The organism is Priestia sp. TRM10, from assembly GCF_057808375.1.
In genome coordinates, this window is the sequence record NZ_JBJZOT010000006.1 from 66,038 (window position 1) to 88,560 (window position 22,523).

Below are 22,523 nucleotides of genomic sequence, written 5' to 3' on the forward strand. Positions count from 1 at the left end.
ATTTCTTCCTTATTACAACTGAAGCGATCTAGAGAATAAATATAAAGAGTATCTCCTTTACAAATCCTCCATTTCGTTAATTGATTGAAGTTGCTAATCTTCAGTTTGCTCTCGACTACTTACTCATATATATCAAGACTTTATACTTTCTATTTTTATATTAATTTTATATTTATTTCCATATCATTCTAACGAAAACGTTCGTAAAAGTGTATATATTTAAGGAGACGTTCGTAATTTAATTTTAAACTTAAATGAACATTAAAAAGGCTAGATTTCTAATCAAAAATAAACGGCCGTAAAAGTACACTTTTACGGACGTTTACTTCGCGAACTACCTTACCTGTTTGATTTTACTTTTTATAGAATGGAAAGGTGATTAATGGATATGACAATTATGCTTGTTCATAATAAGAAAAATTGTCGTTGTTAAACAGGTTTGTGCTTTTTTACTACCTGGAACAAATTTTATGTTTTGTAGATGGTATTCATTTGTGTATTTAAAAACAATACCTTGCATTACAGAGTATTTAATTTTATATTTAATACAGGTGGTGAAAAAATTGGAAATTAATAAAGAGGTCTTAAAAGGCCATATTGATACACTTATCCTTTCTCTTTTACAAAACAGAGATATGTATGGATATGAATTAGCTAAATTTGTACGTGAAAAAAGCAAAAATAAATTTGAATTGAAAGAAGGTACACTTTATTTATCCCTAAAGCGATTAGAAAAGAATAAATGGGTTGAATCGTACTGGGGAAATGAACAAGGACCAGGTGGAAGAAGAAAATATTATAAACTCACTGCAACTGGTATAGCAGGTTTAACAGAAAAATATAAGGAATGGCAGTTTATTAAGGAAGTCATGGATTCATTTTTAGAAGGAGGAGAGAAGTTTGAAACGGATTGATAATTTTGTAGATTCTGTATATCGCAATGTAGGGGGTAAAAGAAAAGAAATTCATGAATCGAAAGCAGAAATGAGAAATCATTTGCTCGAGGCTGTTCATGAATTGAAATTGGAGGGTAAGTCTGAAAATGAAGCTATTGATATAGCCATTGAACGCTTTGGGGGACAAGAAGAAATGCGTTCTATTGTTCGGCAATTATTTAAAGATCAAAGAACGTTTGCTAAGTGGGTTCTTTACACTTCAGTTGCTATATTAATAATATCTTTATCCGTCTTTACTTTTTTAGTGCAAAATTCAGAGGAAGAAATGAATGAACAATCCTTAGTCGCTACAGAAATAGCTGAAATATTACAGGGTAAAGAAGTTATAACTTCAGAAGTAAAGAAAGAAATAGCGATGTTAGCCCAAAGTACAAATCATATTGCTGAGGTTGACGTTTATGATGTAAGAAAAGTAAAAGATGTATTTAGCTATATAGAAAATGCAAAACCTAATTATCATTATGAAAGAGAAGTATGGACCCCAAAATGGTTAAAAACTGAACTTTTTCCATACGGTAATGGTGACGATAAGTGGTTTGTACAGATGAAAATCAGAAGTTTTGATAATTTATCAGTTTTGGTGTTATTTGTGGGTATAGCTAGCTATTGGATCTTATTCTCTGTTTGGGGAATTATTAATGCTTATCATTATAAAAGACTTAATTTAGGTTGGATTCTTAGTTTTATATTCTTCAATGTAATCGGTTATTTAATTTTTTATTTAGTAGGTAAAAGAAGGACCTATATTTAGCTGATTATTGTGGTTTTATACCTCCCAGAATTGGTGTTGTGTTAACCAAAAATAGAGCATTTAATCGAATAATTCGTTAATACAAGGACTCTCTTATCAAGAGAGTTTTTTATTTGAACAAAAACCACAACTTTTTTAAGAAGGTTACGTCTAAGTAACGAATATTGGCTAAAAGGATGGTTGGAACGTTGACAAATACTAAAAGAGAAGACATTGAGTGTTGGTATGATAATCATAGCGATGCCATATTACAGTTTATTTTGATGATGGTAAAGGATTATCAACAAGCTGAGGATCTCACTCATGAGACATTTGTGAAAGCTTATATCTACTACGATTCATTTCAAAGAAATTCTACAGAAAAAACGTGGTTATTCAGTATTGCTCATAATGTAACCATGGATTATTTTAGGAAGCACAAACCTATCCATCTTTTTAAAGACCTGATTGGTTTTAAAAAGGATCATTCTCGCTTACCTCAAGAACTTATTGAGCTTAAGGAAACGTCTTTGGAACTTTACCAAGCGTTAGAAAAGCTTAAAGAGTCTCATCGTAAGGTCATTATCCTTCGTAAGATTCAAGGTTTTTCCGTTAAGGATACAGCCAATATATTAAATTGGTCTGAAAGTAAAGTAAAATCAATCCAGTTTAGAGCACTCCCTGCTTTAAAAAAGCAGTTAGTAAAGGATGGGTATGTCTATGAAAAAACAATCTAATTTCTATTTTAATGAAGATTCGTTGGAAAAATTAAATAAAGATTTGATTTGGAATGAGAAGCAGAAGAAAAAACAAAAGGACCGTCTGATGCAAAGGATTAATCATTTAGAATCATCTAAACGAATTCCATACAAATATAAATGGAAACACAACAGATGGATGAAAAGGGTGGTTTATAGTGGATTTACCTTTTTAATCCTTATAGGGTTATTGATTAGTTCTGCCTTTGTGTCTCCAGCTATGGCACAAATTGTTTCTAAGATTCCCTATTTAAATTCTCTATTTGAATCGAAACCTCTCACTGATGAGATTACGGAGGCTTTAGATAAAAAGGGATATAAATGGGATGGGGTAGGGATTGTAACTCAACCTAAACAAGTCAGTGTAATGATTGTAGGGTCAGATGAATACTATAATGAAGTTAAATCACCTGTAAAGAAACTAATTCAGGATATATTAGATTCACGAGGTTATGATGCTTACAAGATACAAATAACCCAATCTATCCCCTACGAAGAACCAACTCCAGAGGAAAAGAAGCAATCAGAGAAATTTAATAAAATTTATGACGTTGTTTTAGAAGTACTGAAAAGGTATGGATATAATTCTCCAGGTTCAGTGGGTATGATTCAGCCTGACTCCATATCATTTGAATTGCCTAATACAGAAAATAGAACTGAAGAAATAAAAGAACAGGTGGCAAACGCTTTAAAACAACACCAACTGGGTGATTTTTCTATAAAAGTACACATCTACAGTCCTCAGAAAAGGGAAAGAGAAGCTAGATGGTCGAAAATTGTGGATACGATTTCTAATGGTTTAATCGCAAAAAAGGAATACAAAGTAGAGATGGTTGGATATTCAAATAAACCAACTGCGTTTACGATCTCCATCGACACTTCTTTATCTTCAACGGATTCAGATGCAAAAAATACGGTAGATAAAATAGAAAAAACAGTTCAAGACTTTCTCCATTCTAAAGAAACAAAACAAACCATTGGAGATGATGCATATCGAATTATTATCTATAGTAAAGACAAGAAAAAACTAAATGAGAGCTAATATAAAGCAACATTAAAAGAGGAAAGAAGGGATCTTTGACTAAAGATCCCTTTTCTGCTTATAACAAAAATTATATAAACTAACGTTGTATAGGAAATTCAGTTACTTTCTATTTTTATTTCTTCCATTTTATGAAATAATTGTTTAGTTCCTTTAAAATTAGATTATTGCATATGTAAGGAGGGGAAATGATGAGACGTGCAGTAGGGATATTTCTTATTATTCAATCTCTATTAACTTACATAATAGTAGATGCACTTTGTGATCCTTTTAAAATCAAGGAAAAAACTACAGCGATAGATTTAGATACTGGAGTTACTTCAGTATCCTATTCATATAGATTACCTGGGATCTATTCGTTAAGTTGTGTCATTCTAATTATTACTTTCATTCTTGGAATATACTTTATTCTAACAAGAAAAAAGAAACGAGAATTAAAAGACCAATATTTTTACGGCTAAAGGGTGCTTAACTTCAATAAACAACTACAAGGATCTTCTAGTCTAAGGTTTTTTGATTGGATTAGAAGATTCAAGTTGGATTGATGCGATAATCTTTATTGTCTTTTCCTTATTCTTAGAAAAAGTATCAAATTCAAATAAGGATGAAATATTGTATTGTGGTAACACAGTAAAGGGGTCCCCAAAGGAGATCCCTTTACTTCTTATAACAATCATTATGTGAACTAAGTTTTTATATGATATTTATTTAATTTTTGTTTTTATTTCTTCCATTTTATGAAATAATTGTTTAGTTCCTTCAAAACTAGATAATTTCATATGTCGGGAGGGAAATGATGAAACGTACAGTAGGTATATTTTTTATTATTCAATCTTTACTAACTTACCTCATTATTGATGCACTTTATGCTCCTTTTAAGGTTAGGGACAAAATAACAATGACAGATATGAAAACTGGAGTCACTACAGTATCCTACAGCTCACCTAGTGGGATCCATTTAATTTATGTCATTCCCATTATTACTTTTATTCTTGGAATATACTTTATTTTAGCAAGAAAAAGGAAACAAGAATTAACAACCTAACATTTTTATGAGTAAAGGGATCTCCAAGGGAGATCCCTTTACTTTTTATAATTTATTTTATGTGAACTAAGAGTGTATGGAGTATATATTAGAATCCTTATTTAATTAAAGATATAGATGACGATACTATATGGTAAAATTAGGGGATGAAAAGGGGGGACATAAGTGTATATTAGAAACTCAGCAAAAGCTATTATAATTAATGAAGATAAGATTTTATTAACAAAAAACCAGGACAATGAAGGATACTTTTACCTTTATCCTGGTGGAGGACAAGAATATCGTGAAACCCTTCATGATGCATTAATAAGAGAGTGTATAGAAGAAGTTGGACAAAAAGTAGAAATTGGGGCACTTCTTCATATTCGCGAATATATAGGAAAAAACCATGAACATGCTTCATTCGACTTTAACATTCATCAAGTGGAGTACTATTTTATTTGTCACCTAATGGATGGAGTAAATAATCATAAAAAACCGACTAATCCTGATAGCCATCAAGTAGGTATAGAGTGGATCTGTGTTAGAGATTTACTCCAATATAGAATATATCCTAAGGAATTAAGTAAATACATAATAAAGTATTTGCTTGATGAGAAGTCACCTATTTATTTAGGGGATATTAATTGAATATAATTTGAAATAGATGGGGTAGATGTTATGAGAGTAGAACATAAAATAATAACGATTGATAAAAAGGAAGTCTCTTATACTCATATCCAAAATGGGGGTGCTGCGGTTTGCTTTATGCTCTCTGGATCGGGTTATACGTATGAAAAACCTCTATTTTATTATTCAACCATGACCATGCTTCAAAGCAAACGCGATGTTGTTCATATACACTATTCTTATGAGAAAGATATACTTAACCTTTCAGTAGAAGAAATAACAAATATTATGGTTAAGGAGATCATTCCAGTTATTGAGGACGTGAGGAAAAATAATTATTATACGGAAACAATGTTCTTAGGTAAGTCGTTAGGTACAATTCCTCTTATTGATAAATTTATGAAAACAAGCATGTACAAAGACTCTCCATTAATTTTACTTACTCCATTATTAGATTTCGATTGTATTGTTGAATCCTTGCTTATGGGACATCACCAAACTTTAATCATTATAGGTGAGAAAGACGTTCACTACATCCCAGGGGCAATAGAGAAAATTAAAGATAAATCCAATATAGAGATTGAAGTTTTACCACATGCTAATCATTCCTTAGACGCAGATCCTATGAGCACCTCAATGTCTATTGGAATTCTAGATCAGGTGACAGAAAAAGTAGAAGAATTCTTAGGTTGACAGAACTTATTAGACAAGCCTGGTTTTTTGTATCGATGATTAATATTATGCTAACTACTCATTGGTAAATTTTCTGTAATAAAAGGAACCCCTTTGCTCAGCACTAGCAAAGGGGTTTTATATATGGGGAATACATTAGCAGTATGGACAGTTTTGTAGATTAATATACACGTATGTTTATATATCTTACTCTTTGTTAAAGGTAGGACAAGGGCAGTTGTGGTAGGTGTGGGGACGTTTTCCATTTTTTAAAAAGAATAAAAACGGGAGAAAAAAAGATCCGTTTAATTGAAGGGAAAATAAATCATCGACAAGGAGATTTATGGTAAATGTAGGGAATACTCCCGCAAGCCTATAATAGTTGCTGTAATAAAAACACACAAATATAGGCTCAAATTTTGCAATTATCTTCTGTGTTGCAGAGCATACTCCATTAAATGCAAAATTTGAGTCCTATAATATAGGTTATGTTAACTAAATTATTAGTAAAAGATAACGAAGCAGCTAAATATATTATTTAGCTGCCTTTCCTGTTCATCATACGTGTGAAGTTTATTTTTATTCATTATTAGGTACAGATCTATTTTCTTTATCTGCCCGTTTAATTCCCAAATATATAATAAGAAAGATCAAATTGGGAGGACCTAAAATAAAGGCCATTCCTAAACAAAAACCCAGCATATTACCACCAAAAGCTCCTATAAGAAGAGCTATGGGAAAAAGGGCAATATTGATGATAATAACAAGAATGGGAGCTATCCATTTCATTTATAGAACCTTCTTTCATTTACTTCTTTTAATTAATATAGGTCATGTTAACTTCCCCTATACATTCTCACTTAGACTGAGTCTTCGAGTATCAAAGTTATATTCTAATGTTTTTGTTTGATTCTCATATTCCATAGTTATTTGTACCTCATCATCATTCAACCATTTAATGTGATATTGCGAAGTTGTATGGTCTTCCAAAAAGTTGTCGATATCCATTTCTCTTTCATATTGGGTTTTATCATGAATTTTAAAACGAATATCTATTTGAGTTGAGGTTAAAAGATTATGTCCCTTTTCTACAATCTCTATCTTATGTATCTTATTAGGTGACTTGTTTTCTAAAAAAGGGGTAGCATCAAAGAATAACCAGTAAATCACATAAACTATACTTATTAATAAAATACTAAATACCCCTAGAGTAATCTTTGCCTTAGAACTCTTATAGTTTTTTTTACCTTCCATAAACTTAACCATATTATAATTAAACACCTCAATTGGTCTCCGTTTCTTTACTCAAACTCCCTATATTCCACTGCTTATGGAAGTCTATGATCTTCCATGTCAACTAATCCACCCATAAGTAGCCCCATAACAACTAAAAATAAAAGTATAATGACCCCACAATACCTACTATCCCATCATTAGTTGTTAAAAGAAAGATTGATAGTAACGATAGAATTAGAGATACTAACATAAAATATTTACTCATAATTTTGCCTTCCGTTTTTATATTTCTAATAGGAGTTAAAACACTATAAGAAAGATATTATAAACACATGTATAACACTCTTTTTAACTTGTTTATTCAGTCTTTCCTACCTTAAAAAATTTTGACGAATAAATTCATTCTCTTCCATCAGACTCGCACGTCCATAAGCTTTTCCGATATTTCCACCTTCACGACTCCAAAAGTAATTATGTTCCTCAACAATGTGTTCGTAATTACCATTCTTCCAATGGTTAGCCATTTTTAAAAGTTCTTGACTATTAGATGGTTGAACATCGTTAATTAACTCAATAACCTCGTCTATTGCTTCTGGAGTCATTCTTACAGCTCCTGTTTTTCTTTCAGCTCTTACTTTCTGATGCGTCATCTTATGCATAATGCTCTCAATGTCTTTTCCTGTAGGATTTTCAGGAACTTCAAATGCTTTATCTTGTTCATGAGTTTTTTTATTAGTATTTTCGTCTGCAACTTGAGATTTTTCTGGATTCTCCTGTTTAGTCGTCTCAACAGAATTTGAATCTTCAGTCTGTACTTCTTGCTCATTAGTGTTGTCCATCAATTTAAGAACAACAAATCCGACTACAATAAGTGCTAATAAAGTGAGGGACATAACTTTTAAAAATTTCTTCATCTTTTTCTCCTTTATAAATAAAACTTTAAGTATTAAACAATTTCACCATGATATCACATATGTTCCTAAATTGGTAATAAACTACAAGTTATATTAGAATTTTCGTTTATTCTCATCTATATATTTCACATTAAAAGGAAATGTCCGTAAAAGTATACTTAAAAAAAGAAAACGCGCAAATTCGTTGTCATTTAACGGTTTTGCGCGTTTCTAGTATCGATATTTAGGTTTTATGTATATTCGAAACAAATGACTGCTTTTCTTAGTTCTTTATTAAAAAATAAGTATATACGATCCGCACCATAAGCTTGAAAGTAGTAACCTGTAACAAATCCAATATACGTAAATGGATGACCTTTTTCATCTTTTGGTACATGCAATAAATTTGTGTAGTCGAAAATTTCGTCTTCGTTATCGCAATCCTCCAATAATTCTTGTCCTTCTTCAGTCATAAAACGTAAATCATCTAGAACTCCATTTACCTTAGGATAATCTAACCCCCATCCACTTGTCTGCTTTTCAGCGAACTCTTGCTCTAATTCTTCTATAGATGTAACTTCCTTTGTGTAGCGAGAATAGGGATAGATCTTCCCGTTACGCTTGAAAAATTCTTTGCGGATTTCGTAGTCCTTTTCATTACGTGCATAGGCTTCCTCCAAAGTTTCAGAAGGGTCCTGCTCTATCTCAAAATAATTCCAGTCTGCCTCAAATTTGTACTTTCCTTCAATAACATTAAAGCCTAACGTATCCTCTTTCGTAAACCTCGTATGGAATGATGGGGTGCAATCACCGACACACCCTTCATGAATTTCCTTTGCTGACACAATATGTAGCCACTCATCCCACTCTGGATCTATACATTTCAAGTTGATGGAACAAATGGGTAAAAAGTGTTTTTTATGCTGCTCCAAATTATCAATAAATACTTCTTCATAAGAAGGAAATGGTTTAATAAATTGTTTAGGAATGTTCATCTTTTTTCTCCTCTTTTGTGAGTCTTTGTGAATTTAATAGTTCCATTTATCCCCATCCGTAGTCCACTTGTTTTCACACAAATCAAAGCAAGGATCATAATCATGGAAACTAAAATAAGCAGGTAGTGGAACACTTTTGCCATTAGCTTTATTCCAACAATCCGCAAACCACTCTCCAATCACTTTTGTTTCAGCCTCTGATATGGCATAGTCAGCCTCTTCATAGAACGTCCAAAATTCATCTTCTTTGTCATCAGGTATATGATAATATTCAATATCCTCAAGTAAAGTGTAACTACCTGCAAAGATACTACGGTCATTTCCTTCATAAAATACCTCATTTGCATCTCTATCCATAGAAAACATGACAATATTCATTTCAAATGATTGAACAAATGCTGTAAAGTCTAATAAGTCGATTTTTTCGTAATAATTGAATGTAAGAGTTTCCTTGATACGATGAATTAAGGCATCAGAATGTCTTTGAAGCCCTTCCTTTAATGAAGCAATATGATTTTCTATAGTAAACAAATTCTCCACTCCCTATATCGATTACATTGTATATGTATGTTAGACGTCTAACTCTTTTATTCTAGCTTTATACAAGTTGAACATCAATCTATTCACTTAACCCCACGTTACTAAATAACATCTTTGGATACAAAAGCTTTTTTTCTTATAACATGTTTTATCTTAACTAGCTTTGTATATGATATTCAAAATCTATATGTGGTAAAATAATCCATACGAGAGAGGTCGTTTTCAATAGGGAGTGTAATCTTTTATGTTAAAAGTTCTGTTCATTTGCATCCTAAGTTGTTTAATTGTTTGGATTGGTGGGTTTGTATGGAGGAAAGGAAGAACTAAGTTCATTGCTGGTTATGGAAAGATGTTTAATCCTTATAATGAGAAACAATTGGCTAAAGGATTTGGCCTTATTATTATGTTGTTTGGTTTTGAATCCATCTTATTTTCCATCTTATCTTTATTTTTTGAAGGACTTGGTCTTTATTACGGACTACTAATTATTTTGGATTTCCTTGCTATATTTGCTCTCATGATAAATGATCAATTGCAAAAAGAGGTTTAACTAGAAAAATGAAAAAGGAGGAAAAGGCAATCGAACTCTTTCTTATTACAGTAGGTATTATCCTTTTTACCCTTCTCGATTATTTTATGTTTGACCAGGACAAAAAGAGATGGGGATGGTTTAATAAGAAATCCAAATCTCAACAAATCATAATATGTATTTCTGTTTTACTTCTTACTCTAGCTGTAAATATTGCTTCTATATTTTGAAGCCCCTAGACTTTTTATTTCTAGGGGCTTTTTCATTTCTTATCATAACGATTATATTAACTAAAATTTTTAATTCTAACATTAATCATTGGTTGCTAGATTATATTTAATCATATCTATTTGAAGGTCAATAAGAATCATCTAAACTTTAGTTTTTCCTCTTGGAATAATCCAATTTTAACTATTTATCAGCCATATGTGTTAGCATATAGCTGATAAATAGCTAGTTGAATTCAGGGAGATTTGAATATGGAATTTATAAATAAGGTTTTAAGTGATTTTGCTAAAGTTAATTCAGACCAGTACGTAAGTAATGATTATGGTCTTATTCTTTTATCAGAAGATATACAGGAGGATATGGAAAAACTTGTTAAAAAGGCTATATGTATCACTGAAAATGACACAATAGAACTCATACCGTTGAAAGAATGGAGAAAAGATTTCCTTAATTGCTCATATCCTGATAGTGAAAGATATTGGTTTGGAACCATACCCCATGAATATGATTTAAATGGGTTGACAACGAAAGAATATATAATAGAACAGTTATTAAAGCAATTTGGACAGGAAATAGAAGAGGTATATTTAGTTAACTTATATACAGAAAATTATTATGCATGTAGTGATGAAGAATATATATTCAAAACGAATAAGGGCATTTATTTCCTTAGTATGCAAGTGCACGACTAAAATAAGTATGCAAGAGTATACCTAGAGAAAAAGTACAAATCTGTTGGAAACCAATGGATTTGTACTTTTTCACTTCCTCTAACATATTTTAGGTAAACCAGAATTGTATACCCCGTGCATAACCTTTTTATATTAAAATGTATTAATATGGGAGGGTTTATTTTGAAAAATAGGTTAATAAAGGTAGGGATTATATTCCTTATCCTGATGAGTAGTTTAACAGGCTGTATATATTATAAATTTTTTAGTCTACAGGGCGTTCCCAAAGGGGAATTAATCCGAAAAGTAGAGTCCCCTAATGGCGAATATGTTGTAAAAACTTATTTTCATTATGGTGGTTCATTAAGTTTGGATGCGGCTAGGGGAGAATTAATTAATGTTCAAACAAACAGAAAAAGAAATATATATTGGAATTACCCTGATGCAGATCCGTATATAGTCTGGATAGATAATGATACCATTAAGATCGGAAATCAAACTTTAAATGTTAACAAGGGGGAAACTTACGATTGGCGCGATGATGATGAATGGGAAAGAGAGTTACCAAGACAATTATCTAACCAATATCCGCCAAAAGTAATCGAGTAACTTCCCCTAATCAACATTATGTGAACTAAATATAAGTATCTTATACAACGTGAAAACAGAAAAAACTACTGCTTGGAGTCAGTAGTTTTTTCTAATGTACATCAACTTTTAAGAGCGATATATTACACACCTTGATAGTTTGCTCTAATTACTCTGTATTATTCATATAAGCAAAAAACTGCCTATAATACATCTTATATAAACTAAGTTCACCTACTATATACTAAAAAGAAGACCCCCTTAAAGGTCTTTTTTTTAGTCAGGATTTAGAGCTCTATATAATGCATTAGAAGCAGTCTCTACATCATAATAGGAGAAAACATTCCCGTCAGCAAAAGTAGTAACCTGAAAAGCGCTAGATTCTTTGCAATAACATAATTCGATTAAATCAGGGATAGTATGTATAATCGTGCAGTCTTCATATTCAATCAGATTATGAAGCATTTTTTTGATCTCGGTTATGCTCATTCATACATACATCCTTTCTCATTATAAAGAAACCTTAGGTGCGAAGGAACCAAATAATGTAATTTACCCTCACACTATCATATTAGATTATAAAAAAATACCTTTAAGGTAGATCTGTCATATTTATTTCTTATAATTAACATTTTGTAAACTAATTAATATTAAATTTAATGTGTTAAAAAGCGATCTTTACTTATATGCAGTAAAAACCTTTCGTACAGGGAAAATATGTTATTAATATAATGATTTTGTGGTAAATCTGTAAGATTGTACATCTAAAATAGAGTTCGATTATTTAAAGTAAGGATAATTTGTAATGATGTTTGGTTAAAAATCTTGTTTGTTAGACCCCTTTCTCCAATAGGAGCATATTAAAATTAGCAGTATTTTATATACTCGAGTTATAATACCAAATTAGAGAATTATGGTAGGTTATTCTAACGCCCTTAAAATAGTTGTCATATAATCTACCTTAATTATATTATAAAAATAAGGTCCTTTATTATAGTTCATAAGTTGGATGATTTATTCTGAAAGGAGTATGTTAAATGGAGAATGGCAGACATGAGATTCAAGATATGATTCACTATGTTGAAGATAAAAGAGAAGTTTTTCAACAGAAGTTGTTATCAGAAGCCGTAAATGTGGCAGAGGTTATTCACGATATTCTAAGGCAAGGTAATATTGATCTCTTAAAGAATGCTGAAAAATTAGTGGTTTATATCTTGGAAAACAACCACCAAGATATCGTTGAGTTTGCTAAACAGGAAGGTGTTGCCTGGGCTCAGCATTCTCTTACTTTAGCTTTTAAGCTGGAATGGGTTCAGGCGATAAGAAGATCATTATGGAAAACCATTTATGAATACCAATCTGAATTCAACTTACCTAGTATTAGGGAAGATTTTTTTGAGTTAGAGAAACAAATTAATAATAACATTGATCAGTTTCTCAATACCTTTTTCCTAAGCTATTCGGATTTTAAAGACCAATTAATCTATAGACAAAGAAAAGACGTAGAACATCTATCTGTACCGATTATCCCCATTAGTCCTACGGTTGCAATTCTTCCTTTAATAGGAAATATTGATTCGTATCGAATGGATATCATTGAAGAAAAGGTACTAATGGATATTGCAAGGACCCGTATTCAGACATTAATTATGGATTTATCAGGTATTACCGATATGGATGAGGTTGTTATCGATCATTTCCATAAAGTACTAGAGGGGATTAGTATGATGGGATGTGAAACGGTTATTACCGGGTTGAGACCAGAACTGGTGAGAGAGATGATTCACCTTGGCATTAATTTCAATCAAAAGGCCATCACAAAAGGAACACTACAGCAATCTTTAAAGGAATACTTACTGTAACATTGAATCATTTACTGTGAATTTAAAATAAGAGTTATAATATTGTTAAAAAATTGTGACATTAAAAAACAACATATAATGCTTTATTTCAAATAAAATTGGATGTCAGGTATAGTCTAAAAATAGAAAAACCTACTGAGTTTTAAACAGTAGGTTTTTTTCATTACACATCAGCTTTTAAGAACGATAATTTACTTATCTCGAGTAGTTTGCTCAAAAGGCGAAATAATATCTGTTTATCTTCAAAAGATATACAAAGTATCATGTTATATAAAAGGGAGGACTTCTCCTTTCAAAAAAGGCGGTATGGTTAGGAATCCCCATAAAATAGGTTCTATCACTGATATAGAGGTGTTCATAAGGAATAGTAATGGATAATTGCAGTTCTTTATTTTTTGTATTTAGGTCAATAAATTAATGGACAAGAGTTTTTTTTTCTATACAAACTAAATGCCCTATACTTTGTTCCCAATTAATTGTGCACGTAAAATTAGTAAATGAACCACTGACCATTTGCAAACGTAAACTTATTGTTAAGGGTTCGTTATGAGTAAATGATGTTAGAAATTCTATAGCCTTTGGTTGATCATCTATGTGAACAATGTTTAATAGATCTAACGGGATGTTAAATAGGGTATGGGCTTGTTTAGAGCTAACTAAAATTGAACCTTTGCTATTTATCTTGAAATAAGAAAAGGGAAAGAATTCAAGCATATGGTCTTTCATACTAGGCATCTCCTGATAGTATCTAATTTATAAGAGTAGGAACTTCACATGTAAAAGAACAATTAATGAAAACACTTTCAAAATCATTATATGTCAACCGGTTTCATGTGTCAATTAGTTAATATATAATTTTAATAAACACTCCATTAGGGATTCCGATGCAAAAAATGTTTGATAAAGACATAGAACCTATATGGAATTTGATGTAAATATGACAGTAAACGGCTCTGCAACGGAAAAGAAAAAGCACAAACTTGTTGACTACCAACAAGTTTGTGCTTTTTTACTACCTGTAACATCTATTATGTTAACAAGAAGTGAATATGATATACATGACTTTTTTAAGAATGATTATGTTAAACTGGTATAAAAAGGTATTTGGTTAGGGGATGTCTTTTTGATTGCAGTAAGTTCATGTTTAGCCGGTATAGAATGTAGATACAATGGAACACATAGTTCAGTGGAAAAAATTAAGAAATTAGTTGACCAAAACCAAGCATTATTAATATGTCCTGAACTTTTAGGAGGCTTTTCAACTCCACGTGAATCCGCAGAAATCGTAGGGGGTACTGGGGAGGATGTATTAGATGGAAAAGCTAGAGTAATAGAGAAGTCGGGAAATGATGTAACAGAATTGTATATAAAAGGAGCCTATAAAGCATTAAATATTATCCAAGAGGTTAATGCTGAGTATGTTGTATTAAAGGAAAGTAGTCCATCCTGTGGTAGTACTATGATTTATAGTGGAGAATTTTCGAATACAAAGATAGCTGGTGAAGGAGTTACAGCTGCTTTATTTAAAAGATCTGGGATTAAAGTGATGTCTGAAAAACAGTTTTTAAATACTAGCTTATCCTAATTTCCGAGAAATTCTTTTATATAAACTAAGTTCGTATATGATATACCACATGGTAGAGGTAGTAAAATAAAAGGAGAAAATTAAACTCTCAAAGAGGTGTTGAAATGGTAGAGAAAGTAGATTTAGAAAAGATTAATCTTCGAGAAATTACAAAGGACATTAAGGATCAACATGTGAATTTTGCCGTGTCTGATATCAACAATCACTGTCTCCGTATTGCCGTTTTTTCAGGTGAATACAAATGGCATTACCATTCTAATTCAGATGAACTATTTATAGTTTTAGAAGGCGAGTTGTTCATTGATTTCGAAGATAAGGATACCATTGTTTTAAAACCAAATGATACAGTACTTATTCCAGCTGGGACTGTTCATCGGACCAGAGCTAAACAGAGAACGGTAAATCTCTGTTTTGAGGATAAAAACGCTGATACTATTATTATTGATAAGTAAAAAATAACATGAGGATTGCAAAAGGCATTTAAGCTATTTATTATATGCCTTTTACCTATATAAATGTGTAGTTGAAATAAAGTTTAACCGTTTATAAAAAAGTTGCACCGTTTTACCCTTTTGGATATACATTATCCAAAGGGCGATTTTATAGTGAAAATAACACAACGATATTCCATTAACAGGCCAGATTGTTGGAGAGAATCCGTTCCGTTTATGCTAGAAACTAAATGGAATACTAATCATAAAATACTTTAAAAAGGGAGGATATACAATGGTTGCAAAGACTAAAGAGGATTTTAATGGATTAAAAGAAATTGGTGAAATTTGTGGAGCGATTCGAGATGAATTAGTTCATTGTACGAAACCTGGAATTACCACAAAAGAACTCGATGAAATTGCGAGAGAGATGTTTGAAAAGGCAGGGGCTCAATCTGCCCCAAAAGGAGAATACAATTTTCCTGGATATACGTGCATTAGCATAAATGAGGAAGTAGCGCACGGGATTCCGAAGAATAAACGGACCATTCAAGAAGGGGACATTGTAAATATTGATGTTTCAGGTTCAAAAAATGGGTATTTCGCAGATACCGGAATTTCCTTTGTAGTGGGGAAGGGGGAGATCATTTTACAGAAAATATGTGACGTTGCTAAAGAAGCATTCGACGCTGGACTTAGGAAGGCAAAACCAGGTTCGAAAAAAAGCGCGCTCGGAAAAGCTGCACACAATGTAGCCAAACAGCATGGCTTAACCGTCATAAAAAATCTGACTGGACACGGTGTTGGGCGTTCGATACATGAAGAACCAAAACATATTTTCAATTACTACTCTCGCGAGGATGACGAAATTTTAAAAGATGGTATGGTCATTGCCTTTGAGCCTATGATCTCTACATTTGAAGAGGAAGTTTTCCAATCTGAAGATGGATGGACCTTCCTAACCAATGAAAGCTTTGTGGCTCAATACGAACATACGATTATTCTTACGAAGGAAGGACCGATTATTACTACATTGTAAGAGCACTAACACCACAATATGGGCGCGATTGTTAAAGGTCGCAGCTATAAAATGATCAAACTTTTTTATAAAAAATGTATACTAATTCACAAGAGAAGAATCCATTTTGATCAATCTCTTTTCAGAACGGATTCTTTCTATTTGCTCAAAAATGAGGTTCTGCGGGGTATTTTTGATTAAACTTTATTTTAAAGCTACAATAAAGATAGATATCGATAACATATTTTAAGTTAATTAGGAATGAATAGGATATGCATCTGAAGAACATAACATTAAATATCCTCTTTACTTTGTAATCGCTTTCATTTATACTGAGGATAGGCGGGATAGCATGAGTGGCTGTCGCAGTATTTAGCGTAGGTGGGGCTGATACAGGGAAGCAGGGCATATAAGAAATGTCCTTTTTTATTTGAATAAAGTTACTTTATCTCATTATTTAAATACAGATTAATTACTATCAATATTGAAACCCCTATACTTTTTACATAAGAATAGCGCCCAATTAATGGGGCGCTATTTTTGTATGAAAAAATCCATAGAAAAGGTTGCTACCTATAATCTATTTTATGTTAAGTAAAGAAAGAAAATAAAAATTAAATCCTATCTTTTTCTTTTAGATAATTGTTATAAGCCGTTCCTACTTTGTTTGGTTTTGGAGATGTTTTGATGTACTTTGACTAATAACTTTTAATAAATATAGAGCTCTAAGTAAGCAGCTTACTATAATTTGTAGAGGTTTACGCTTTTTTACTTTCTGAAACCTGTTTTTGAACCAGAAACGAATGAACACTCCTCCCCACTGATTGAAGGTTCGCTTTATATAGTTTATTATTCCACCAACTGTCTCGCTTCCATAAACATCGTTTGGATGAACTTTTTCATGTTAATGCGGCTCTGGTTGCTTGTTTTTTTGCTTTTGTCTTCTAGCTCCAGCATTTTCTTGCGGACTTCCGAGAAATTAAAAAAAGTTGAAGAATAGGCTTCGAATTTGGGATTCGTATAATCTGTCAATCCTAATGAAGCGATATGGATGAGCGCCTGGTGAAGAGCGCGGCGGACACGCTGCTCAGAAGCTTTCATTTCTTTCTGGATTTCGGCCTCTTTCGCTTTCTCTCCCAGCTTTTCGGTAGCGATGCCTGCAAAAATTTTCTTTAAAGGTGGAAACATATAGGCAGAACCGAGTCTTTGCTTTTCATTTTGTAGGAATTCTAAAATTTTTAGTAAATCTTCGTTTCCTCTTTCCCCAATTATGCCTAAATCAGAAATTAAGGAACGTCCGGCTTCCCTAATATTTTTTGTATGAGGGGAGAACATGAACGGAGACTGCGGGTGTCCCGTAAATAAGTTCAATGACGCTTGAATGCCCTGGATCGACTGTTCCAACAGTATCTGTTTGTTCACCTTTTTTAATATACCTGTAATTTCAAGATGGTTCAGTGGTTTTGTAATGTAGTATTCCACCCCTAAACTATACGCTTCTCCAATCAGTTCCTTCGCTTCCATTTGTGAAATCATCACAAATTTTCCTTGAAATTCACCAGCAAGAGTCCGGATCGTTTCAATTCCATCCCTTATTGGCATGAGCAAATCAATTAAGACAGCGTCTACTTTTTTTAAAGATAACAAGCCATTATCCACTAATGATCCGTCCTCCACTTCTCCCACCACATTTCCTAAATCTTCGTCTTCAATCATATCTGTCAGCATTGCTCGAATGGCAGGATCGTCATCAACAATAAAATAATTCATCTCGTTAACCCTTTCTCTATCATCGCATTTATCGGAAGTTCTACGATGAATACGGTTTCTTTATAGTTATCCATAAGCCTGATATGTCCTCCCCATTTTTCAACAGTTTGTTTCACATACGATAAACCGATACCCGTCGAAGGATTTCCCAACGAATCGAATTTTGTTGTAAATCCTTCTGTAAAAATGACTTCCTTTAGCTTCGGTGCAATGCCGGGGCCATTGTCACTAACGCAAAACTCCACGAATTGATCTTTCCTTTTCACTCGCAGCGATATGTATCCTTCTTCTTTAATAGCTTCCACGGCATTGGCCAACAAATTATTGATTAAGGATAATAGTATATATACATGGTAGGGCGGATGGTCCCCATCTACATGCAAGAAAAATGAAACATCTTTGTGAAGGGTCTCTGCATATCGTTTATTGGACACGAACATGATGTTACCGAGCTGTTCGATATTCATATAGTCCTGCAGGTTCTCGGAAGACATGAGTTCCGACACCCCCGCATAAATCCGTTGGTTATCTTTTTTGATCTCATGCACGAGACCGGCAATCTGCAACGCCGTTTGCGCTTCATGGTCGTTGTTCTCCCCTGATTTTAACAGGCGATAAAGGGCGTAACACATGCGGGTGATTTCTTCCGCATTTTGCATCGTTTTCTTCAGTTGAACCGATTCTTCATACAAATTCGAAATAAAAAGTAGCATTTTCTCCTTTTGCCTGCGCTGCTCTTGTTCTGCAAATTTTGCTTCTCTCAACTTGAAAATATTAAAAAAGCCAAGAACGAAAAAGCTGCGAATAAAGGCGATGAAAAAGAGTTCTTCAATGGTAAGCAAGGATATGTCCTGATTTGCCAAGAAAGACCGAATCGCCATTTCCAATCCACTTGCAAAAAGCTCGATCATTACCCCTAAAAACCCAATCATAAACGGTTGATCGTGCCGTTCGTTCAATTTCATCAAATGAAATACGAATGCGTACATGACGTAATAGAAAAAGGCAGGAAAATGAAGATACATCGCTTCCTCAACAGATATGTCTCGTATCCCAACAGCTAGCAAAAAACGAAAAACAAACACACTCATCCCTGTTAAAATACCTACAATATTCGGATGCATCCCCCTCTTCCATAGCAAAAACAAGAAAAAGACTGGTGTGCCCAAACTGACTCTAAATGTATCGTCAAATGGATAAAAGTTGAGTTCACCCGCAAGAGGAACCGCAATCATCATCAATAGTAAAATCCATATACGTTCTTTCAATACTGTCCCTCCCAAGGCCCTATATAAAAACATAACACATTGTACCGAAAGGGTAAAAAAGAGGAAAGGGTTTTGGCTTAGAATTTTTATTTTCTCATTTGCTCTTGTAGGTTTTAGTAGGTTTTAGTAGGACTGATTATAAACTAAGAACATCCTTAATAATGAAAGCGTTAACAATAGGCAACTAACATAAGGAGGAATTTAAATGAAAAAGTTTGGCTTAGCCACACAAATATTTATTGGACTTGCTTTAGGAATTGCTGTAGGAGCATTTTTTTATGGTAATGAAACAGCCATGGCTATTCTCCAGCCAATCGGAGATATCTTTCTTCATTTAATTAAAATGATTGTTATACCTATAGTTATAGCTGCTCTAGTTGTTTCAATTGCAGGAGTAGGAGATATAAAAAAATTAGGAAAATTGGGTGGGAAAACTATTCTGTACTTTGAGATTGTTACTACCATTGCTCTTGCTATAGGGCTATTAGCAGCAAACCTATTCCACCCAGGTACGGGTATTGATATGGGAAATCTCGAAAAAAGTAACATATCTACTTATGAAGAGACGGCTCAATCAAAAGAAGATGTAAGTATTGCTGACCAATTTGTTCATATTATTCCCAGTAATATCTTTCAATCTCTAGCAGAAGGTGATTTATTAGCTATTGTCTTTTTCTCTGTGTTATTAGGTATAGGAGTCGCTGTTGTTGGAGAAAAAGGAAAGCCTGTGTTAAATTTTTTTGACGGAATATTAGAGGCTATGTTTTGGATTACAAACTTAGTTATGAAATTCGCTCCTTTTGGTGTATTCGCTTTAATTGGAGTAAATGTAGCAAAGTTTGGCATTGGCTCTCTTGTTCCTTTAGGGAAATTGGTACTTGTCATCTATTTAACGATGTTCTTTTTTGTATTCATTATATTAGGATTCATTGCGAAGATAGTAGGTGTAAATATCTTTGTCATGATGAAAATTTTAAAAGATGAATTAATCCTGGCTTTTACCACGGCTAGTTCCGAGGCTGTACTTCCTAGGTTAATGGAAAAAATGGAGAAGTTCGGGTGTCCCAAAGCTGTTACTTCTTTCGTTATTCCAACAGGATACACCTTTAATTTAGATGGATCTTCTATCTATCAAGCTATTGCAGCTGTATTTATTGCCCAAATGTATGGCATTCATTTATCTATAGGAGAGCAAATTACCCTTTTATTAGTCCTAATGTTGACTTCTAAAGGAATGGCTGGTGTTACTGGGGCTTCATTTGTTGTCGTGTTAACGACACTAAGCTCCATGGGACTACCATTAGAAGGTATGGCTTTTATAGCCGGTATTGATCGTATTTTAGATATGCTTCGTACTTCTGTAAATGTAGTAGGAAATGCTCTAGCCTCCATTGTCATGTCAAAGTGGGAAGGCGGATTTGATCAAGAAAAAGCAAAACGTTACACAGCATCCCTAAAAAAAACACATGTAGCATAAGGAGAGAACAACATGGAAAAGCAAAAAGAAATGAAAGAAGAAGTACGTTTTGAAAGAGATTTTTTAGGAATTAAAGAAGTAGTAGGTACAGCATATTATGGTATTCAAACACTTCGAGCATCTGAGAACTTTCCAATTACAGGGTATAAAATCCATGAAGAAATGATTAAAGCATTAGCAATAGTAAAGAAGTCAGCAGCACTAGCGAATATGGATGTAAAGCGTCTATATGAAGGTCTTGGAAAAGCTATTGTTCAAGCAGCAGATGAAGTGTTAGAAGGTAAATGGCACGACCAGTTCATTGTTGATCCTATTCAAGGTGGGGCAGGAACGTCTATGAATATGAATGCAAACGAAGTGATTGGAAACAGAGCACTTGAAATTTTAGGTCATCAAAAAGGGGAGTACAACTATTTAAGCCCAAACTCTCATGTGAATATGTCCCAGTCTACAAATGATGTTTTTCCAACAGCTATTCATATATCAACCTTAAAGATGATTGAGAAGCTTTTAACAACAATGGACTATATGCACGGAGAGTTCAAGAAAAAGGCCGTCGAGTTTGACTCTATTATTAAAATGGGACGCACGCATCTTCAAGATGCCGTACCGATTCGACTTGGGCAAGAGTTTGAAGCTTATAGCCGTGTACTTGAGCGTGATATAAAAAGAATTGAACAGTCTCGTCAACATCTTTATGAAGTAAATATGGGAGCAACAGCTGTTGGGACAGGATTAAATGCGAATCCAAAGTACATTGAATCAGTTGTTCAGCATTTGGCACGTATTAGTGAATTACCTTTAGTGACAGCAGACCATCTTGTAGATGCAACACAAAACACAGATGCTTACACAGAAGTGTCAGCAGCTCTTAAAGTATGTATGATGAACATGTCTAAAATTGCAAATGATCTTCGTTTAATGGCATCTGGACCTCGAGCAGGATTAAATGAAATTAATTTGCCGGCACGTCAGCCTGGTTCATCAATTATGCCAGGGAAAGTGAATCCTGTTATGCCAGAGCTTATTAATCAAATTGCGTTCCAAGTCATCGGAAATGATAATACGATTTGTTTAGCTTCTGAAGCTGGTCAACTTGAACTCAATGTGATGGAACCCGTCCTTGTCTTTAACTTACTTCAATCTATTAGTATTATGAACAATGGTTTCTGTTCATTTACTGACCATTGCTTAAAAGGTATCCAGGCCAATGAAGATCGTATGACAGAATATGTGGAGAAAAGTGTTGGCATTATTACAGCTGTTAACCCGCATCTTGGTTATGAAACAGCAGCAAGAATTGCAAGGAAAGCGATTTTAACGGGCAAATCTGTCCGAGAACTTTGCCTACAATATGATGTTTTGACAGAAGAAGAGCTGGATATCATCTTGAATCCATTTGAAATGACGAAACCAGGAATTGCTGGAGAGTCTTTGCTATAGCTTGAAAAATCCCACTCAATTGAGTGGGATTTTCACTTCCTAGAATCAGCATTATGGTGCGACAAGAAGTCGCTTTCTTACAGTGTAGCTAACGCTACTCATCTAGACGCAAAGATAATCTCCATCCGAAACGGCATGCTTGGTAACGAGCCTGTCGGTTGCATGAGGAAATGCGGA

General features: G+C 33.3%; 27 protein-coding genes. 18 read left to right on the forward strand and 9 right to left on the reverse strand.

The features are described 5' to 3' along the window. Positions 1-563: 563 nt before the first annotated feature. The 8 genes from ACK3CR_RS04950 (at position 564) to ACK3CR_RS04985 (ending at position 5,833) form a co-directional block, all read left to right on the forward strand. Complete coding sequence (locus ACK3CR_RS04950; protein ID WP_488974975.1) at positions 564-914, forward strand: PadR family transcriptional regulator; 351 nt, start codon at positions 564-566, stop codon at positions 912-914. Further along, entirely contained in the window at positions 901-1,707 is an 807-nt protein-coding gene (locus ACK3CR_RS04955; protein WP_488974976.1) for a permease prefix domain 1-containing protein, read from the forward strand. The genes ACK3CR_RS04950 and ACK3CR_RS04955 overlap by 14 nt, the downstream gene beginning before the upstream one ends. A gap of 188 nt (positions 1,708-1,895) precedes the next feature. Then, positions 1,896-2,423 (forward strand): RNA polymerase sigma factor, encoded by a 528-nt coding sequence (locus ACK3CR_RS04960; protein ID WP_488974977.1) that lies wholly within the window; start codon positions 1,896-1,898, stop codon positions 2,421-2,423. Next, the gene (locus tag ACK3CR_RS04965; RefSeq protein ID WP_488974978.1) at positions 2,407-3,486 is read left to right on the forward strand and encodes a DUF4030 domain-containing protein; all 1,080 of its coding nucleotides are present in this window, start codon (positions 2,407-2,409) and stop codon (positions 3,484-3,486) included. The genes ACK3CR_RS04960 and ACK3CR_RS04965 overlap by 17 nt, the downstream gene beginning before the upstream one ends. 188 nt (positions 3,487-3,674) lie before the next feature. After that, positions 3,675-3,947, forward strand: a complete 273-nt coding sequence (locus ACK3CR_RS04970) for a hypothetical protein (protein ID WP_488974979.1) — start codon at positions 3,675-3,677, stop codon at positions 3,945-3,947. 332 nt (positions 3,948-4,279) lie between these two features. Next, positions 4,280-4,531 (forward strand): hypothetical protein, encoded by a 252-nt coding sequence (locus ACK3CR_RS04975; RefSeq protein ID WP_488974980.1) that lies wholly within the window; start codon positions 4,280-4,282, stop codon positions 4,529-4,531. 165 nt (positions 4,532-4,696) lie between these two features. Further along, positions 4,697-5,161 (forward strand): NUDIX domain-containing protein, encoded by a 465-nt coding sequence (locus ACK3CR_RS04980; RefSeq protein ID WP_488974981.1) that lies wholly within the window; start codon positions 4,697-4,699, stop codon positions 5,159-5,161. A 30-nt stretch (positions 5,162-5,191) separates the two neighbouring features. Next, positions 5,192-5,833 (forward strand): alpha/beta hydrolase, encoded by a 642-nt coding sequence (locus ACK3CR_RS04985; protein WP_488974982.1) that lies wholly within the window; start codon positions 5,192-5,194, stop codon positions 5,831-5,833. Between the two features lie 558 nt (positions 5,834-6,391). Here ACK3CR_RS04985 and ACK3CR_RS04990 read toward each other — a convergent pair. The 5 genes from ACK3CR_RS04990 to ACK3CR_RS05010 all read right to left on the reverse strand — a co-directional run bounded on the left by ACK3CR_RS04990 (position 6,392) and on the right by ACK3CR_RS05010 (position 9,467). After that, a complete protein-coding gene (locus ACK3CR_RS04990; RefSeq protein WP_488974983.1) occupies positions 6,392-6,601 on the reverse strand; it encodes a hypothetical protein in 210 nt (69 codons plus the stop codon). Positions 6,602-6,658: 57 nt separating this feature from the next. After that, complete coding sequence (locus ACK3CR_RS04995; RefSeq protein WP_488974984.1) at positions 6,659-7,078, reverse strand: hypothetical protein; 420 nt, start codon at positions 7,076-7,078, stop codon at positions 6,659-6,661. Between the two features lie 341 nt (positions 7,079-7,419). Continuing rightward, on the reverse strand, positions 7,420-7,962 hold the full coding sequence (locus tag ACK3CR_RS05000; RefSeq protein WP_488974985.1) for a DUF6241 domain-containing protein: 543 nt from the start codon (positions 7,960-7,962) through the stop codon (positions 7,420-7,422). 230 nt (positions 7,963-8,192) lie between these two features. Next, positions 8,193-8,936, reverse strand: a complete 744-nt coding sequence (locus ACK3CR_RS05005) for a siderophore biosynthesis protein (protein WP_488974986.1) — start codon at positions 8,934-8,936, stop codon at positions 8,193-8,195. Between the two features lie 33 nt (positions 8,937-8,969). Then, positions 8,970-9,467, reverse strand: coding sequence for a hypothetical protein (locus tag ACK3CR_RS05010; protein ID WP_488974987.1), 498 nt, complete (start codon positions 9,465-9,467; stop codon positions 8,970-8,972). A 253-nt stretch (positions 9,468-9,720) separates the two neighbouring features. Here ACK3CR_RS05010 and ACK3CR_RS05015 point away from each other — a divergent pair, with 253 nt between their 5' ends. From ACK3CR_RS05015 to ACK3CR_RS05025, 3 genes are all read left to right on the forward strand, one after another. Beyond that, a complete protein-coding gene (locus ACK3CR_RS05015) occupies positions 9,721-10,026 on the forward strand; it encodes a hypothetical protein (RefSeq protein ID WP_488974988.1) in 306 nt (101 codons plus the stop codon). Between the two features lie 458 nt (positions 10,027-10,484). Next, positions 10,485-10,925, forward strand: coding sequence for a hypothetical protein (locus tag ACK3CR_RS05020; protein WP_488974989.1), 441 nt, complete (start codon positions 10,485-10,487; stop codon positions 10,923-10,925). Between the two features lie 147 nt (positions 10,926-11,072). Beyond that, on the forward strand, positions 11,073-11,513 hold the full coding sequence (locus tag ACK3CR_RS05025) for a DUF5412 domain-containing protein (protein WP_488974990.1): 441 nt from the start codon (positions 11,073-11,075) through the stop codon (positions 11,511-11,513). Between the two features lie 255 nt (positions 11,514-11,768). Here ACK3CR_RS05025 and ACK3CR_RS05030 read toward each other — a convergent pair whose 3' ends face one another. Next, on the reverse strand, positions 11,769-11,981 hold the full coding sequence (locus ACK3CR_RS05030; protein ID WP_488974991.1) for a hypothetical protein: 213 nt from the start codon (positions 11,979-11,981) through the stop codon (positions 11,769-11,771). Between the two features lie 548 nt (positions 11,982-12,529). Between ACK3CR_RS05030 and ACK3CR_RS05035 the strand changes: the two genes are divergently transcribed. Then, positions 12,530-13,354 carry an STAS domain-containing protein gene (locus ACK3CR_RS05035; RefSeq protein ID WP_488974992.1) on the forward strand — a complete coding sequence of 275 codons (825 nt, stop codon included), beginning with the start codon at positions 12,530-12,532 and terminating at the stop codon, positions 13,352-13,354. Between the two features lie 414 nt (positions 13,355-13,768). On the opposite strand, the gene ACK3CR_RS05040 is transcribed toward ACK3CR_RS05035, so the two are convergent. Then, on the reverse strand, positions 13,769-14,080 hold the full coding sequence (locus ACK3CR_RS05040; protein WP_488974993.1) for a hypothetical protein: 312 nt from the start codon (positions 14,078-14,080) through the stop codon (positions 13,769-13,771). Between the two features lie 193 nt (positions 14,081-14,273). On the opposite strand from ACK3CR_RS05040, the gene ACK3CR_RS05045 reads away from it, so the two are divergent. From ACK3CR_RS05045 to map, 4 genes are all read left to right on the forward strand, one after another. After that, complete coding sequence (locus ACK3CR_RS05045; protein WP_488974994.1) at positions 14,274-14,450, forward strand: hypothetical protein; 177 nt, start codon at positions 14,274-14,276, stop codon at positions 14,448-14,450. A 27-nt stretch (positions 14,451-14,477) separates the two neighbouring features. Continuing rightward, a complete protein-coding gene (locus ACK3CR_RS05050; RefSeq protein WP_488974995.1) occupies positions 14,478-14,939 on the forward strand; it encodes a 2-thiouracil desulfurase family protein in 462 nt (153 codons plus the stop codon). A gap of 104 nt (positions 14,940-15,043) precedes the next feature. Then, complete coding sequence (locus tag ACK3CR_RS05055; RefSeq protein ID WP_488974996.1) at positions 15,044-15,391, forward strand: cupin domain-containing protein; 348 nt, start codon at positions 15,044-15,046, stop codon at positions 15,389-15,391. A 274-nt stretch (positions 15,392-15,665) separates the two neighbouring features. Next, positions 15,666-16,409 carry a type I methionyl aminopeptidase gene (gene map, locus ACK3CR_RS05060; protein ID WP_488974997.1) on the forward strand — a complete coding sequence of 248 codons (744 nt, stop codon included), beginning with the start codon at positions 15,666-15,668 and terminating at the stop codon, positions 16,407-16,409. A gap of 828 nt (positions 16,410-17,237) precedes the next feature. On the opposite strand, the gene ACK3CR_RS05065 is transcribed toward map, so the two are convergent. Continuing rightward, a complete protein-coding gene (locus ACK3CR_RS05065; RefSeq protein WP_488974998.1) occupies positions 17,238-18,158 on the reverse strand; it encodes a response regulator in 921 nt (306 codons plus the stop codon). Further along, a complete protein-coding gene (locus tag ACK3CR_RS05070; RefSeq protein ID WP_488974999.1) occupies positions 18,155-19,426 on the reverse strand; it encodes an ATP-binding protein in 1,272 nt (423 codons plus the stop codon). The genes ACK3CR_RS05065 and ACK3CR_RS05070 overlap by 4 nt, the downstream gene beginning before the upstream one ends. A 205-nt stretch (positions 19,427-19,631) precedes the next feature. On the opposite strand from ACK3CR_RS05070, the gene ACK3CR_RS05075 reads away from it, so the two are divergent. Together ACK3CR_RS05075 and aspA are read left to right on the forward strand one after the other, a co-directional pair. Further along, positions 19,632-20,903 (forward strand): cation:dicarboxylate symporter family transporter, encoded by a 1,272-nt coding sequence (locus ACK3CR_RS05075; RefSeq protein ID WP_488975000.1) that lies wholly within the window; start codon positions 19,632-19,634, stop codon positions 20,901-20,903. A gap of 30 nt (positions 20,904-20,933) precedes the next feature. Continuing rightward, positions 20,934-22,346, forward strand: coding sequence for an aspartate ammonia-lyase (aspA, locus tag ACK3CR_RS05080; protein WP_488975004.1), 1,413 nt, complete (start codon positions 20,934-20,936; stop codon positions 22,344-22,346). Positions 22,347-22,523: the final 177 nt, after the last annotated feature.

Bases quoted from the DNA above. Each gene is read 5' to 3' on its own strand.
- ACK3CR_RS04965 (WP_488974978.1), top strand. From the start codon at position 2,407: ATGAAAAAACAATCTAATTTCTATTTTAATGAAGATTCGTTGGAAAAA.
- ACK3CR_RS04970 (WP_488974979.1), top strand. From the start codon at position 3,675: ATGATGAGACGTGCAGTAGGGATATTTCTTATTATTCAATCTCTATTA.
- ACK3CR_RS04975 (WP_488974980.1), top strand. From the start codon at position 4,280: ATGATGAAACGTACAGTAGGTATATTTTTTATTATTCAATCTTTACTA.
- ACK3CR_RS04985 (WP_488974982.1), top strand. From the start codon at position 5,192: ATGAGAGTAGAACATAAAATAATAACGATTGATAAAAAGGAAGTCTCT.
- ACK3CR_RS04990 (WP_488974983.1), bottom strand. From the start codon at position 6,601: ATGAAATGGATAGCTCCCATTCTTGTTATTATCATCAATATTGCCCTT.
- ACK3CR_RS04995 (WP_488974984.1), bottom strand. From the start codon at position 7,078: ATGGTTAAGTTTATGGAAGGTAAAAAAAACTATAAGAGTTCTAAGGCA.
- ACK3CR_RS05000 (WP_488974985.1), bottom strand. From the start codon at position 7,962: ATGAAGAAATTTTTAAAAGTTATGTCCCTCACTTTATTAGCACTTATT.
- ACK3CR_RS05005 (WP_488974986.1), bottom strand. From the start codon at position 8,936: ATGAACATTCCTAAACAATTTATTAAACCATTTCCTTCTTATGAAGAA.
- ACK3CR_RS05015 (WP_488974988.1), top strand. From the start codon at position 9,721: ATGTTAAAAGTTCTGTTCATTTGCATCCTAAGTTGTTTAATTGTTTGG.
- ACK3CR_RS05020 (WP_488974989.1), top strand. From the start codon at position 10,485: ATGGAATTTATAAATAAGGTTTTAAGTGATTTTGCTAAAGTTAATTCA.
- ACK3CR_RS05025 (WP_488974990.1), top strand. From the start codon at position 11,073: ATGGGAGGGTTTATTTTGAAAAATAGGTTAATAAAGGTAGGGATTATA.
- ACK3CR_RS05030 (WP_488974991.1), bottom strand. From the start codon at position 11,981: ATGAGCATAACCGAGATCAAAAAAATGCTTCATAATCTGATTGAATAT.
- ACK3CR_RS05035 (WP_488974992.1), top strand. From the start codon at position 12,530: ATGGAGAATGGCAGACATGAGATTCAAGATATGATTCACTATGTTGAA.
- ACK3CR_RS05040 (WP_488974993.1), bottom strand. From the start codon at position 14,080: ATGAAAGACCATATGCTTGAATTCTTTCCCTTTTCTTATTTCAAGATA.
- ACK3CR_RS05045 (WP_488974994.1), top strand. From the start codon at position 14,274: ATGGAATTTGATGTAAATATGACAGTAAACGGCTCTGCAACGGAAAAG.
- ACK3CR_RS05055 (WP_488974996.1), top strand. From the start codon at position 15,044: ATGGTAGAGAAAGTAGATTTAGAAAAGATTAATCTTCGAGAAATTACA.
- map (WP_488974997.1), top strand. From the start codon at position 15,666: ATGGTTGCAAAGACTAAAGAGGATTTTAATGGATTAAAAGAAATTGGT.
- ACK3CR_RS05065 (WP_488974998.1), bottom strand. From the start codon at position 18,158: ATGAATTATTTTATTGTTGATGACGATCCTGCCATTCGAGCAATGCTG.
- ACK3CR_RS05075 (WP_488975000.1), top strand. From the start codon at position 19,632: ATGAAAAAGTTTGGCTTAGCCACACAAATATTTATTGGACTTGCTTTA.
- aspA (WP_488975004.1), top strand. From the start codon at position 20,934: ATGAAAGAAGAAGTACGTTTTGAAAGAGATTTTTTAGGAATTAAAGAA.